12 protein-coding genes are annotated in these 14116 nt (G+C 57.2%); 11 read left to right on the plus strand and 1 reads right to left on the minus strand.

Annotated elements, in window-relative coordinates:
* Window positions 1-59 precede the first annotated feature (59 nt).
* The 3 genes from FE782_RS08835 (at window position 60) to FE782_RS08845 (ending at window position 6436) form a co-directional block, all read left to right on the plus strand.
* Window positions 60-3197: an S-layer homology domain-containing protein gene (locus FE782_RS08835; RefSeq protein ID WP_138193714.1), complete on the plus strand. Its 3138-nt coding sequence runs from the start codon at window positions 60-62 to the stop codon at window positions 3195-3197.
* Window positions 3198-3365: 168 nt separating this feature from the next.
* Complete coding sequence (locus tag FE782_RS08840) at window positions 3366-4685, plus strand: hypothetical protein (RefSeq protein ID WP_138193715.1); 1320 nt, start codon at window positions 3366-3368, stop codon at window positions 4683-4685.
* Window positions 4686-4723: 38 nt separating this feature from the next.
* The gene (locus FE782_RS08845; protein WP_138193716.1) at window positions 4724-6436 is read left to right on the plus strand and encodes a methyl-accepting chemotaxis protein; all 1713 of its coding nucleotides are present in this window, start codon (window positions 4724-4726) and stop codon (window positions 6434-6436) included.
* A 335-nt stretch (window positions 6437-6771) separates the two neighbouring features.
* On the opposite strand, the gene FE782_RS08850 is transcribed toward FE782_RS08845, so the two are convergent.
* Window positions 6772-7806 carry a chymotrypsin family serine protease gene (locus tag FE782_RS08850; RefSeq protein WP_138193717.1) on the minus strand — a complete coding sequence of 345 codons (1035 nt, stop codon included), beginning with the start codon at window positions 7804-7806 and terminating at the stop codon, window positions 6772-6774.
* Window positions 7807-7949: 143 nt separating this feature from the next.
* Here FE782_RS08850 and FE782_RS08855 point away from each other — a divergent pair, with 143 nt between their 5' ends.
* The 8 genes from FE782_RS08855 (at window position 7950) to FE782_RS08885 (ending at window position 13986) form a co-directional block, all read left to right on the plus strand.
* Window positions 7950-8186, plus strand: coding sequence for a hypothetical protein (locus tag FE782_RS08855; protein WP_138193718.1), 237 nt, complete (start codon window positions 7950-7952; stop codon window positions 8184-8186).
* Between the two features lie 126 nt (window positions 8187-8312).
* Window positions 8313-8864 carry a glutathione peroxidase gene (locus FE782_RS08860; protein WP_138193719.1) on the plus strand — a complete coding sequence of 184 codons (552 nt, stop codon included), beginning with the start codon at window positions 8313-8315 and terminating at the stop codon, window positions 8862-8864.
* A gap of 174 nt (window positions 8865-9038) precedes the next feature.
* Window positions 9039-10058, plus strand: a complete 1020-nt coding sequence (locus FE782_RS08865) for an eCIS core domain-containing protein (RefSeq protein ID WP_202914498.1) — start codon at window positions 9039-9041, stop codon at window positions 10056-10058.
* Between the two features lie 11 nt (window positions 10059-10069).
* The gene (locus FE782_RS08870; RefSeq protein ID WP_138193720.1) at window positions 10070-10486 is read left to right on the plus strand and encodes a hypothetical protein; all 417 of its coding nucleotides are present in this window, start codon (window positions 10070-10072) and stop codon (window positions 10484-10486) included.
* Window positions 10487-10798: 312 nt separating this feature from the next.
* The gene (locus tag FE782_RS32750; RefSeq protein ID WP_238392392.1) at window positions 10799-11698 is read left to right on the plus strand and encodes a PucR family transcriptional regulator ligand-binding domain-containing protein; all 900 of its coding nucleotides are present in this window, start codon (window positions 10799-10801) and stop codon (window positions 11696-11698) included.
* On the plus strand, window positions 11668-12390 hold the full coding sequence (locus tag FE782_RS32755) for a PucR family transcriptional regulator (RefSeq protein WP_238392393.1): 723 nt from the start codon (window positions 11668-11670) through the stop codon (window positions 12388-12390). The genes FE782_RS32750 and FE782_RS32755 overlap by 31 nt, the downstream gene beginning before the upstream one ends.
* A gap of 29 nt (window positions 12391-12419) precedes the next feature.
* On the plus strand, window positions 12420-13451 hold the full coding sequence (locus FE782_RS08880) for an XdhC family protein (protein WP_138193721.1): 1032 nt from the start codon (window positions 12420-12422) through the stop codon (window positions 13449-13451).
* The gene (locus FE782_RS08885; RefSeq protein ID WP_138193722.1) at window positions 13366-13986 is read left to right on the plus strand and encodes a nucleotidyltransferase family protein; all 621 of its coding nucleotides are present in this window, start codon (window positions 13366-13368) and stop codon (window positions 13984-13986) included. Before FE782_RS08880 ends, FE782_RS08885 begins: the two co-directional genes overlap by 86 nt.
* The last annotated feature ends 130 nt before the right edge of the window (window positions 13987-14116 follow it).

Consider the following 14116-nt stretch of genomic DNA (forward strand, 5'->3'; position numbering starts at 1 on the left):
TATTTTCGAATTACAATAGGGATGCGATCCCCCCAGAAACGAAGCAAAGGAGGAATGTCGTGAGTTTTCGGACTATCAGAAAGAACCTTGCGGCGCTGATCGTCGCGGGAATGCTCGCCGGTTCGACCGTGCCTGCCGGCTCGGCGGCGGGCGCTTCCAGGGATCCCGACGAATCGATCCCGGCTTGGGCCGAGAGGGAGATTCATGCGTTGTTGGCCGAGGGCGTGTTGACGGGGTACGAGGACGGAACGATCCGACCGGAGCAGCCGATCGCAAGGGCGGAATTCGCTGCGATGCTGAACCGAATGATACCGCAAAGCGAGGGCGCGAGGGCCGGCCATCCGTCGCCGTATCGGGACGTCCGCGAACAATGGTTCGCGGGCGACGTCGCGCGCGGGACGGCGAGGGGCATCTTAACCGGATACGAGGACGGGACGTTCCGCCCGCTGGCGCCGGTAACGAGATTCGAAGCGGCTTCGATGCTGAACCGTTGGCTCTCGCTGCCGGGAAGCGGCAGCGTTGCTTTCGCGGATCGCGCCGATATTCCGAGTTGGGCGGCGGAAGCCGTAAGCGCATTAGCAGAGCATGGAATCCTGCTAGGTTACGAAGACGTGAACTATCGCGGGGACCGACAAGTCACCCGCGCGGAAGCGGCGGTTATACTGCATCGCATTCGCGAGAGGGAGCCCGCGAAACAAGAGCTGACCGTGCGCGTCATCGATCCGGGCGGAGCGCCGCTTGCGGGCGCTGAGGTATCCGTGCATGCCAAGGGCAAGCGATTCCCGATGGAATGGGGCGTAACGAACGAGGAAGGGGAATGGACCGCAGCCGTTCGGAGCGGAGCGTACGACATCGCCGTGCAGCACGAGGACGGATGGGCCGCGTATCGTAGCGCACAGGTCGAGAAGCGGCCGGCGAACGTCGACGTCAAGGCGGAGAAGGCCGCGGTCTTTACGGGAACGATCGTTCACGAGGACGGCTCGGCTTATGCGGGGGCATGGCTTTCGATAACGACGAACCCGACGTTCCTTGGTAGCTCGAAACAGGACGGCAGCTTCGCCGTCTATGTCCTCCCGGAGCGAACGTACCGCCTGTCGGTCTTGAGCGGACTCGATGGGGCCCCCTCTTTTCCGGGGCAGGTGCCGGCCGGGCTTTCCCTATTCGACGACGACGCGGCGAACGTTCCTTGCGACGGCTGCGAAGTCGATCTGTTGGAGCGGCCGCTCGCGGCGCCGAACGCCGGAAGCAAGGTCGATCTCGGCAAGCTGATCGCTACGGACCTCAACCGGGAGGCGGTTCGAGCCGGGGGCGGAGGCGCAGGCGGGAGCGTCGGAGGAGGCGGGAGCGGCGGCGTAGGCGGATCCGAGGACCGCACGCCGCCTTCCGTTCCGACCGGGCTCGAGGCGACGGCATACGCGGATCGGATCGAGCTGCGTTGGAACGCGGTAACGGATCGCGACGCAGCGAGGTATAACGTGTATCGTTCTTCGGGTCCGGAGGCGGCCTGGCAGCTTGCGAAAGGCGGCATCGTCGGAACGACTTACACCGCAACAGGATTGACGGAAGGAACGGAGTATCGATTCGCCGTGTCCGCCGTCGACGCGGCCGGCAACGAATCGTCCCGTTCGGCATCCGTCTCGGCAACGCCGGGAGGCGCGGCGAATCCCGGTGCGCCGAATCCATTGCGCATCGCCCCGACGTTCGCCGAAGAACATTCCGTTCGCCAGAGCGTATACGGCGAAGGCGGAACGTTGGAAACGACGGACGCCCGCGGGATCGTATATCGATTGACGATACCTACGGGAGCGTTGGAAGACGACGCGGAGATCGCGATGACTCCGATCTTGCCCGACGGCGACTTCCCGATGAGCGGCGGCATGACGGCCGGCGTTCGACTGCAGCCTGACGGCCTATTTTTAAGCAAGCCGGCCGTATTGACGATCTCGCTTCCCCGCGCGGTGTCGCAGGCGGACGGGCAGTCGTTAACCGGATTCGCTTTCGAAGGCGTCGGCGAGGAAACCACTTTATACCCCATTGCCGCTAGCGGCGGCGACATTACGATCCGCGTATTTCACTTCAGCGGTTACGGAGCCGGCATGGCGACGGAAGCCGACGCGAACGCGATCGTCGATCATACGCCTTCGGCCCCGCAATCCCGCATCGCCAACGCGATCGCCGAAGCGATCCGGAGCGAAGCCGGGGGGGATTCGTTGGCGACGCTGTTCGAGCAGCTGTTTATCGCGGAAGTCGCGCCGGCGCTCGACGCCGCGATCGCGAATCCGGACACGCTGCCGACCGCGCTGCAAGCTTATTTTTTCTGGGGGCATTGGGCTTCGTTAATGGGATTGGAGGAATTGGTCGGGGAGAAAGCGAGTTCGGCGGCTGCGAAAGTGGAGCAAGCGCTCGCCGCTGCGTTAGAACTGGCGAGTGTCCGATGCTACGTGGAGAAAGATCCGTCTCAAGTACTCGGAATGCTCCAGCTCGCTCGACTTGCGACCTTATTAGGTATTGAGCTGGATAGCCGTTTGAATTCCTACATCGCATTGTGTTTGACGTTCAAGGTCGATTTCGTCGCGGAAACCGGAGCGACCGCAAGCGGATCGTATCCGTACTCGACTCCCGGTCAGTTCGATATCATGACGATGAATGCGCGATTCGAAGGAACCGGCAAGTTCTCTATCGATATGACGGATCGGGAAGCTGGGAGCGCGGTAACCATGACCGTTCCCTCGTTCGCTCACAGCGGCAAATACTACGATTGGACCGGGGAGTTTCCCAATTACGAGTTAATCGGTCCTATGGCGGTAGAGCATGGGATCCAGCAACCGTTGGAAAACGGGATCGTCTTCGTCGACTACGATGCGAACTATATCGCCGCTCCGTTCGACCCGTCCAGACTGAAAGCCTCGGTCGAATTCCAGGTCGCCTTTACGGCTCCGGATGTCGGCGGCGGCGCGAAGCTTGGCGATCGAGGCGGAGTGAACGGGATTTCCAGTTGGAAAACGTATTCCGTCCGGGTGAACGGCTTCTCGCCGGGTACGGGGGACGCGTATGCCGTAGCGAACCGAACCGTCGCGCTGCCGGTCGGATCCGCGAACCTATTCTTTAACGCGAATGCGGCCACGACGATTTCGGGAACGGAAACGCAGCATTGGCGTATTCGCCTTTACCATGAGCCTATTGACCCTGAAGGCTAAAACAGTTTTATCTTGTTGACGGTATCGCCGAGACGGCGATGCCGTTTTTTCATTTTCCATGTAGAAACAAGTAAAATCGGGTTGACAGAATGTGGGATACTGAGGAATAATGATTCGAAAGACCACATGACACCACATACTCTTGTTGCTTTTTGGGGGAAACAACCTTTGCTTCGGATCGTTCGATTTTATCTGCCGCTTACCGCGTCGGCGCTGTTGGCATCCCTTACGCATGTGATAATTAATGGGGTGTTGGCTCGCTCTCCGAATCCCGACTTAACCATCAGCGGATATGCGGTGGCGCTTAGCTTGTCTTTCATCCTGGAGCAAGCGATCGCGCCGCTGCGCCAAACGAGCGCGAAGTACGTAAGAGACCGTCATACGTTCCGACAAATGATTCGAATGATCGCGGTCATTCTTTCTTTCATCGCCTTCTTCAATGTGTTGATCGCTTGGACGCCGCTCGGTACGTATTTCTTTCGGTACGTGTACGGGGCGGACGTCAACCTGCTGGACTCGACCGTGCACGCATATCAGATCTTAATGTTCGTTAACGTCTTTTCCGCAGCCCGCAGCCTCTACCAAGGCATTATCATTCAACAGTTGCAGACGAGATGGATGACGATCGGGATCGTCATCCGTCTGCTGACGATGGCCGTTCTCTCTTGGATCATGGTGGAACAAGGATGGACCGACGATAGTCGGTACGGCGCGCTCTTGTTTCTGACGGGCATGGCGATCGAAACGATCATTGCTTGCTGGGAGGGGCAGACGCTGGCGTCCCGATTGCCGGAGAAGCTTCCCGAGCAACCGGTCCGACATTGGAAGCCGGATATTTTTCCGTTCTACATGCCTCTGCTGTACGGATCCCTCGTATCCATCGTAGTCGGTCCCGCCACGCAAACGGCCATGAACCATAGCGTGCAGCCGGTGCTGGCGATCGCGGCCTTCGCCGTCGCATCCAATCTGACAGGTCTCATTTCGGGATTGGCGACCTTCCTTCATCAAGCTGTTTTAAGCTTTCACGAGGAAGAGCCCCGGCGGGTGAAGCAGCTGACCGCTTCCGTCAGTATTGTATCCGTTCTCATCCAAGGGTTTCTCGCATGGACGCCGCCGGGCCATTTCATTTTGGAAAGAGGGCTGCATCTGGAAGGGGCGTTGCTCCACGCAACGTTGCTCATTCTAAACGCGCTGCTCGTACGAACGGCGCTGTTTCCTTGGATCGACTATGTGAACGGACGGGCCATGCTTCACGGGGTCAGCAAATCGATCGCCTACAGTAAAATCGGGAGCGTCATCGTTATGCTTAGCCTCTTGTACACACTCGTCGTTCTTCGACCGGAATGGAACGGTATAATCCCGGCGATCGCGGGTTCGGTCGTGACCGGGTTTGAATTGGCGATGAACCTCTATTTGTACCGTAATGCGGTCCGGAGGAAAGGAGGCGATCGTTCGCGAGTTCATGTTCATCGGCAAAAGCGAATATAAAGAGAAGTCGAACAATCATTCGGGAGAGGGTCGAATCCATGTTTCTGCGTTGGTCCGTACAAAAAAAGCTGATCGCTTGTTTCTCCTTTGTCTTGCTCCTGATGTGCATCCTCGGGTCGGTTGCGGTGAACCGTATGAATGCGATGAAGCAAAATACCGAAACGATTACGACGGAATGGATGCCCGGCGTCGAGGCCGTGAACCGAATGACCTACTTGATGGAGCATGTCGTTACGCTTACGTTCCGGCACATTCACGCCGAGGATGAAAGCCAACAAGATTACGTAGCGGGCGAAATTCAATCGACCTACGCTTCGATCGACGAGCTCTTCGTCTCCTACGAAGCGATGGCCGATGATCCGGAGGAACGCGAAAGCTTCGAGAAGCTGAAGCAATATTGGGCTATTTTCAAAACCGATAATCAATCGATATTAGAAAACAGCGCGAAAGGCGCCGAATACAATACGTTGGCTAGGAAGACGTTAATCGAAAAGCTGACGCAATTCATTACGCTTCAATCCTATCTGGACCAATTGGTCGTGTATAACCATAACGGGGCGATTCATTCCGAGCGCGACGCGGCGGACGCCTTCGAAACGGCGTTACGTTTCACGATAGGGATGATCGTCATTTCCGTTATTCTCGCGAGCGTACTTGCGTTCGTTATTACTCGTATGCTTTCGGCCCCGTTGAAAAAGGTAACGAGCGCCATCGCTCGAGTAGCGAAAGGCGACCTCGCCGTCGAGCCGCTCGCGATCGCCAACAAAGACGAAATCGGCGATCTGGCTGCCGCGACGAACGAGATGGTTCAACGATTGCGCGAGCTCGTCAGTCATGTCGCCAAGACCGCGCACCAAGTCGCCGCCTCGTCGGCGGAGCTCTCCTCGAATGCCGAAACGACGGCAACCATGGTGACCCAAGCCGTGGGTGTCGTGCAAACGATGGCGGAGAGCGCGCTCACGCAACATCGAGGAGCGGAAGACAGTTCCAGAGCGATGGAGGAAATGAGCCGCGGCATTCAACGGATCGCGGGGGCTACGACGGATGCGGCGGACGCTTCGAGTCGAACGGACAACATGGTAAAGAAGGGGGATGTCCTCGTGCGGGACGCCGTCGCCCATATGGACGCCATCCATGCGGCGGTCGGCAGCATGGCGGCGGAAATTCGGAAAATGGAAACCTGCTCGGCTGAAATCCAACAATTCATCGGCGTCATCTCCGGGATCGCCCAACAGACGAATTTGTTGTCGTTGAACGCGTCGATCGAAGCTGCGCGGGCAGGGGAACACGGGCTCGGATTTGCGGTCGTCGCGACGGAGGTCAAGAAGTTATCGGCGCAATCGGAGGCCGCGGCTATGCAGGTCTCCGAGCTTGTGAACGAAATCCAGAGAATTACGCTCGCCGCGGCGGGAGCGATGGAGAACGGCGTGTCGCAAGTAGAGACCGGCATGAGCTCCGTCCATGAGACCGGGCGCACGTTCGCCGAGATCGCGCTTGCCGTAAATCATGTGGATGAGCAAATTCAAGAGATTTCGGCCATCGCCGAACAGTTGTCCGCCGGGTCTCAGGAAGTCGCGGCGACGGCGATTTCGGCGGCGGAGCTGGCGCAGCATACTTCTTCCTTAGCCCAAGTATTGGCGAGCGGAACCGACGAGCAAAGCGCCGCCATCGAGGAGGTATCCGCTTCGGCGATCATCTTATCGGAGGCGGCCAAGGAATTGGAGGCGCTGGTCCGCCGGTTTACTTTGTAAATTAAAAACTATGAAATGTGCAAAAAAGATAGACAATTGCGAGAGGACAGGATGTAACTCCCGGCATAAGATTTAATATCTTCGACCGGGAGGTGATGCGAAATGGCATGGAGAGGGAGACCGAAGAGAGCAACTCCTGTAAAAAAGAGTGTCGCTCCGGTGAGAAAGAAGACCTATAAGATCAGGCAAGAAGACGACCTCGAAGACGCGCTGGAAAGTTTGGAAGACGCGCGTCGGAACATCAGGAGTGCACGACGTTCCGTTCGGAGAGCGCTGCGCGATTTGGATTGACCCCGCGGAAGGCTGCCATGAGCGAAGGATGGCAGCCTTCCGTTTCATTTCGCGCCCGGAGAGGTCGCTTGAACCACATGAATGGAGGCAAGCCGACTCGGCGTAAGGGACGGGGCGAAGGCTTGGCTGCCGCGGCGCACCTTTCGGACCCGACCCGCTCCGCCTCTTCGTGCCACTCTCGTTCGGAACGCCTGCATCGCCCACTCCACCGGGAAAGCCACTGAAATCCTGCCGTCGTCCGTCCCTGCGAAATTGACGGCTGCGGCATAACGGTCCGATCGCCGGAGCCAGACGGAGCCGGAATCGCCGGGAAGGGAAATCGGGCGCGTTCCTCTTACGATCGTTTGATCTTCGAATAGAAGTAACCCTTCCTTCCCGTAATCGATGAGCACATCCGTATTCACGGACTCTACGATGCCGTATCGTAACCCGGTCGTCTGTCCCACCTTCATGAACCGGTCCCCGACTCGATAGGATGTAACGTGCCCCGGGATCGTTCCGACTTGCGCGTAGCGGGGGCTCAAGATCGTATTGCTCCAGGGGGCGGAGATCGCTGCATCGATATAGTTGGCGCGGCGACGCTGTAACTTTGCGAATCGCTCCAACGTACCGACCCGGTCCCGACGCAACCGTCCGTCATCCTGCCCGCCGGGCTGCAGGGTCGCGACGCGCATGGTTCCGTTCAACGGATCCGTAAGCACATGATTGTTGCTAAACATATACCGCTGCGATGGATCAAGAACATCCGATAGGATCAAACCTAACGTCCCCGAAACCGAACGGGTCCCGATACTGTAACCCGCCATTACGGGACGAATCCGGCTGGAATACAGGCAATTGGCGCGGAGCTTCGCCGTTCTGACGAACCGGATCGGGACGCCGCCTCCGACTTTGGAAATCTTCTTGCGAATGCCGAGGGAGACGGGGGAGAATCCGACCGCATAGACGAGGATAGCGGCTCCCTTCCGAGGACGCTTCGGATCGCGGTACCCGATCCCGACCGCTTGGACCTTCGAATGCTTCAACAAGGATCGAGCGATGCGTCTCTTCACATCGCATGCTTCCGCGAACGTAATCATGGCAGGTTCCACCTAGATTCGTTGTTTTTACGTTAGTGTATAGCGAACGACTCGGCCATGATTGGGCGGGTTCAGACACAAATCGTCGATGCCCGTCGAATACTATTAGTAGATTTACAAAGAGACGACTTAGGAGTGTATCCATGGACAACGAAATCGAGCTTGCGGTAGAAAAAATCGAGCAGCTGAATACGAGAAATCAAAGAGCGATGATGGAGTTAGTCCGGAAAAGCTTGAAGATGAACGACGACGAGTTCAATAAAGAACTGCTGTTAGCCTATGCCCACCAAAACCCGGTACATATTTTGGAGATCGCCATCGCGCTAAAATACGAGGAGATTATCAAGGCTTTGCCGAGTCACTTCCATCCGCAGCCTTAATTCGAAATCCGAGCCTGAGTCGGAAGCAGGTTCGATAACCCGAATCGACGAACAGGATTTCGTAAACTTGTATCGAACTCATATATTGTCTAACGTTGGAAATCTACGTCCGAAAGGGAGATAAGCATGTCGGTACACGCATTCGAAGCAGTAAACGCCGAAGGGCAAGACATCCGGCTCGAACAGTACAAAGGCCGCGTTCTGTTAATCGTAAACACGGCAAGCCAATGCGGCCTGACCCCTCAATACGAAGGACTTCAACAGCTGTTCCAAACCTATGCCGACGAAGGGTTCGCGGTATTAGGCTTCCCCTGCAATCAATTCGGAGGCCAGGAACCGGGAACCGACGAAGAAATTAAAGACTTCTGTACATTGAATTACCGAGTAACGTTTCCGATGTTTCGCAAAGTCGAGGTGAACGGACCCGAGGCGCATCCCTTGTTTCGATACTTGCGGGAGCAGGCGCCGGAGGATGCGGACGCGGATCCGAACAGCGGGCTATACGGGCACCTTCGCGCGAAATTCCCTGAGCTTCTGGAGGGATCGAACATTCGATGGAACTTTACGAAATTCCTGATCGATCGGGAAGGCAACGTTGTCAAACGGTATTCGCCAACGACGGGCGCCGGCGCGATCGAAACGGATGTTCGAACGTTGCTATCGAAGACAACGTCATAAGGTTTTTGATTTTCCAACAAGAGAGGCGCCTGCGAGGAGTTGAAAGATCCTTGCAGGCGGCTCTTTCGTTTTTTTCTCCGAATCCGTTCGTTTACTGTCTTTTTGAATCAACCGCATATATACTGGAACTATCTGGTTTTCTTAAGCCTATAATTCACGACGGGCGGTGAAGCTGTGCATACCTTTACTTCCATCTCAAGAAAACAATCGACCAAACCTGTTCAAGATTCCGGTTCCCGCGCACGGCAGCGCCTGTTTGCGGAGCGGGCGGTCCCGCACGCGTCTTCGCTGGTCGCGCAATTGCAGAAATCGATCGGAAACCGCTCGGTCGTACAGCTGCTGCAAACGCGGGCGCAACGCACCGCGCCGGTTCAAAGGAAGAGCAACCGTACCGGAATGCCGGACGCGCTGAAAGACGGGATCGAGAGCCTATCCGGCAGCTCGCTCGATGACGTTAAGGTACACTATAACTCTTCTAAGCCGGAGCAGCTGCAGGCATTAGCTTATGCGCAAGGCAGCGAGATTCATGTCGGTCCCGGACAAGAAGCGCACCTGCCTCACGAAGCCTGGCACGTCGTCCAGCAGCGGCAAGGAAGAGTAAGGCCGACGCTCTCCGCGAACGGCGTACCCGTGAACGACGATGCGCATCTCGAGCATGAAGCGGATGTCATGGGGGCGAAAGCGCTGCAGCAAGGCGGTCAGCTGCAGATGAAAGCGTCGAACCGGGAACCGTCGGAGGCGGCCGGCGCCGGAGGCCAAGTCGGAACGGTGCAGAAGGTGGCCGTCGCGCTCTTCGACGGGTTGGATAAGGACAAACCGAGTACGTATGACGTAGGCGGCGGGCATTCTTATGCCGATCATGGCGCCCATACGACGGAAGAACAGCAACGGGAACGACTGAAGAGCGGCACCGCCCCTTCCGGGCGCGTAAGCAAAGTGCCGACGGGCAAGGCGGCCAGCAAATTCGCTTCGGACGACAAGCACAAAGCGGCTTTCTCTGCGGCCTACAGTCAACTGGTCGCAAAGAATGCGCCTAAGAAAAATCTGGTCGGCATGGGCGGCACTCTCAGCGTTCCCGGAGCGGGGATCGGTTATCTTCGGGACGGCACGTCGGTCAATTGCGACAAGGTGCAGTTGGACATTCAGCCCACGGGAGACAAACTAAGAATCAATACGATGTTCCCGGTAAACTAGGAGGGGTAACGATGACTGAAAGCGAAAGCGGCAGGCTCCGCTCGCTGCTTCGTCAATTGGCGGAGAAGCTGGGCGGCCAAGAGCCGGATGACGCGCAAGAGATGCGGATCGCCGACCTAATGGAAAGAAATGAGTTCGACGGCGACGCCGAAGTCCCGGCTTGGTTGCTAGACCTGTTGTCCAGCGTAAATAATCGGGACATCACCGGGGTTTGGGTCGATTACGAGCGCGGCGAAGGCGACGACTCGAATTTGTATAATTTGATTCGCGAGCTGAACGAAGCGCTGCCGATCGAATACGAGAACAACGAGGAAAGCTGGCTGCTGACCTTCCCACAGCTGCAGGTAGAAGCGTGCATCTCTTGGGAAGGCGCTTGCTACAAGGTAAGTCGAATCGGCGAAACATGGGAATTCGAAGAAGAACAGTAAGACGCGGGAATTACTAAGCCTGTAGACAAAGCTCCGAACGGGGCGGGGTCTGGAGGCTTTCTTTTTTAGACACGCTCGTTCTATCGGAACGGGCGTTTTTTTATGTCTTTCGCCTGCGGAAAGCAAATATATTACTCATGAATAACATTACATGTAATTAAAAATGCGACATTACATTGAAAAATTAGAATTTTGTGATTGTGCAAGTCATATTACATAACATATAATTTGAATCAATCAAAGAAATTGAGCAATGATCAATGACTTTTTATAAATTGATGTAACCATATATTACGCAAGGCGGTGTCCATTATGCGAATGACGGTGGAGCAGGCGCTGTCGATCTACCCCCTCTCCGAAGGGAAGCTTGTGGCCGGCGCGGCAGGGAAGCATCGCATCGTGCGGTCGATCAACGTCATGGATGCGCCCGATATTTCCGATTGGATCAAGGAAGGGGAGATGGTGTTCACGACCGCTTATCTGATCAAGGATCAACCGATGGCCGCTTCGCAGCTGCTGCGCAAGTTGAACGAGAGGGGGTCGTCGGGCCTCGGCGTCAAGTTGGGGCGATTCTGGAGTTCTATTCCGGAGAGTCTCGTCGAGGAGGCCGATGCGTTAGGCTTTCCGATCATCGAACTTCCGTACGAATTTACGTTCTCCGATCAAATGATCGCCTTATTCCGAGCGGAAATCAAGCGTAGTACGGAGGCGCTCCGAAGCGTCATGGAAAAGCAACGGCGGTTGATGCGATTCGCATTGCGATCCGACCCGATCGTACAGTTGTTCGATGCGGTGGCCGAAATGATCGATTGCAAAATCGCCGTACTGAACGCGCGCGGGAAGATCGTCTTTAACAATAGTCCGATTCCGGATTGGGAGCTGAGTCCGGACGCGACGGAATGCCGCGTGCAGAGGAAAGACTGGCAAGCGTACCGCGCGCCGATCGCGGGGCGGAACCGAACGGCGGGCTGCGTCTTCTTCTTCGTCGAGGATCCGAGCAGGATGGCGGCGGAAGAGGGGTTATACATGCAGGCTGCGGAGCTCCTCGGCTTCCATATGGACGCGAACTTTCAGGACTTCTACGAACTCATCGGGATTTCGGATCGCTCGTCAAGCGCTGCTTGCGGCAAGGAATGCCGGTCGAAGAGTTGGCGGATTGCGCCCGCAAGGTCGGTATCGGAGTGTTCGAAGGCGCGTTCCGATGCGCGTTAACCGATGTGCCGGCCGAGGATGGCGAGACGAGGCAGGCGAAGCTTCAACTGCTGAAGCAGGAATACCTCGGACGCCCCGCGCTCGTAGAGCTGCAAGGCGTGCATGTCCTAATGGAGGAAGGGTTGTTATCGGTGTTTCCGGACGATGGTTTGCCGTCGACCGCACTCGCGGAACTGATTGCGGGCAGCTTGATCGGCTTGGGGACGGAGGATCGCGATGGCCCGAAAGCGGCCGTCAGCTCAAGGAAACAAAAGATCGGCCAACTCCGGGAAGCGTTCGAGGAGGCGAAGGAAACGCTTCGGACCGCGATGCGTTGGGGCGTCCGGGAGCAGGTGGTCGGGTACCGGACGGTGGAGCTAACGTTCCTGTTCGAGCGAGTGCCGAAAGAACGTATGGAGACATATACGAATGCGATTTTAGGCGAGTTGTTGGCCAAAGAGCCGGAGTACGCTCAAGAGATGCTTAAGACGCTAGAAGCTTATATCGAGTGCGACGGCCAAATGAACGAAACGGCGAAACGGTTATTCATTCACCGAAACACGGCGACGTACCGGATCGAGAAATTGAGCGAGCTGCTTGAGATCGATTTGAAAAAAATGAACGATCTGCTGCGGCTGAAGCTGGTATTTTTGTTCCGAAAGATGCTTCATAGCGACGGGGAACGCAAAGGCGGGCGGCAAGGGGTTGTCTGAAACGATTCATTGGCAAAGGAGGGGGGCGCATGGATCCGGAGCGGCTGTTATCGTTCGTCGGCGGATGGAACGGCGTAGCGGTGCTTGCGACGATCGTCGAAACGAAAGGGCATGCCTACCGCAAGAGCGGGGCTGCGATGCTGTTTTATGGCGAAGGGGGCGCCGGGCGGCTCGGGTCGATTAGCCCGGGGTGCCTGGAGGGCGACCTCGAGCTGCGCGCAGAAAGCGTCTGGAGGTCCGGGAAACCGGAGGTCGCGGAATACGATATGCTCCGCCAGGATGATTTGGGCTTCGGCGAAGCGGTAGGGTGCGGAGGGAAGATCACGGTACTATTGGAGCCTGTGCGCGGGGCATTCCGCAGCTTACTGCTCGAAGCGGACAAATATGTAAAGCAGGGCGAGACGGTGACGTTGCTGCGCGGAAGAGGCGAGGAGCGTCCGCGATACGAGTTGATTCGGGGGCTGGCCGTAACCGAAGATCCGAACGCGTTCGCCGTCGCCTTCGCGCCTCGACCTCGTCTCGTACTGTTCGGGGCGGGACTAGACGTCGTTCCGATCGCCTCGGTCGCAGAGCGGATCGGCTTCCGCATTGCGGTGATCGATTGGAGGAAAAACGCGGCCGTCGCATCCCGGTTCCCCCATGCGGAGCTCGTGGTCGGGACGCCGGAGGAAGCTGCGGCCCGGCTCGCGGTCGACGAGCGGGATTATGTCGTCGTATGCAGCCATTCCTTCCGCAGGGACCGCAGCTTCATCCGTGCGATGCTCGGCGCGAAGCCTCGTTATTTGGGCGTCGTCGGGTCGGCCGCAAGAATCCGGTCGCTCTTCGGCGACGAGGAACCGCCGGCTTTCGTTCGAGCGCCGGCCGGCTTGCCGATCGGGGCGGACGGCCCCGAGGAAATCGCCGTCGCGATCGCGGCGGAAATAATTCAGGCGCGAAGAGCCGGCGAATCAGCCCCGCGGAAGGGAGTGACGGGAAATGAAGGTGGCAGGGATTTATTTAGCGGCGGGACAGAGCAAGCGAATGGGGCGTCCGAAGCTTTCCCTGGAGCTTTCCTCAGGTAAGCGATTGGGCGGTGCGGCGCTGCTGCAGCTTGCGAATTGCGGGCTCGATCCGCTCGTCGTCGTCGTCCGAGCCGACGATGCGCTCGACTGGCTTCCGGAACCCCCGATGGGCATGTCCGGTTGGAGGACGGAAAGCTGCTTTACTTCGACCCTCGGGCTATCGTTTTCGCTTCGGTGCGGCTTGAACGCCGTCCTGCCCCAAAACCCGGACGCGGTGTTGGTAGCATTGGCGGATCAACCGTTCATCCGAGCGTCGGAGGTGCGGCGTCTCGTGGCTGCGTTGGAACGGGAGCCTGGGCTTCATTACGCGGCTAGCGGCAACCGAGGCGAAGCGATGCCGCCGTCGCTGTTTTCCAAGGCGGCGTTCCCGGCGCTCGAACAACTGGACGGGGATCGAGGAGCGAAGCGGATCTTCGATTCGCCAGAGTTCAAGGGCGTGGTTCTAGAAATGAGGGATCCGGACTATTTCTTGGACACGGACACGGAGGCGGATTTTCTGAAGACCCAAAGTCGATGGGCGGAAATAGATATATAACGCACATATTACATTATTTATTCATTACACGTCACGTAGTGCGTCGATCACAACGAAAAGGTCGAAATTCGGAATACGAACCAAACTTTACGTTATGTATATTGACGCTAATATGACCCGTGGATATAGT

It is taken from the genome of Paenibacillus antri, from assembly GCF_005765165.1.
In the GTDB taxonomy this organism is placed as follows: Bacteria; Bacillota; Bacilli; order Paenibacillales; family YIM-B00363; genus Paenibacillus_AE; species Paenibacillus_AE antri.

Excerpts from the sequence above, each read along its gene's own strand:
- FE782_RS08845 (WP_138193716.1), top strand. The coding sequence starts at position 4,724 with ATGTTTCTGCGTTGGTCCGTACAAAAAAAGCTGATCGCTTGTTTCTCC.
- FE782_RS08850 (WP_138193717.1), bottom strand. The coding sequence starts at position 7,806 with ATGATTACGTTCGCGGAAGCATGCGATGTGAAGAGACGCATCGCTCGA.
- FE782_RS08855 (WP_138193718.1), top strand. The coding sequence starts at position 7,950 with ATGGACAACGAAATCGAGCTTGCGGTAGAAAAAATCGAGCAGCTGAAT.
- FE782_RS08860 (WP_138193719.1), top strand. The coding sequence starts at position 8,313 with ATGTCGGTACACGCATTCGAAGCAGTAAACGCCGAAGGGCAAGACATC.
- FE782_RS08870 (WP_138193720.1), top strand. The coding sequence starts at position 10,070 with ATGACTGAAAGCGAAAGCGGCAGGCTCCGCTCGCTGCTTCGTCAATTG.
- FE782_RS32750 (WP_238392392.1), top strand. The coding sequence starts at position 10,799 with ATGCGAATGACGGTGGAGCAGGCGCTGTCGATCTACCCCCTCTCCGAA.
- FE782_RS08880 (WP_138193721.1), top strand. The coding sequence starts at position 12,420 with ATGGATCCGGAGCGGCTGTTATCGTTCGTCGGCGGATGGAACGGCGTA.
- FE782_RS08885 (WP_138193722.1), top strand. The coding sequence starts at position 13,366 with ATGAAGGTGGCAGGGATTTATTTAGCGGCGGGACAGAGCAAGCGAATG.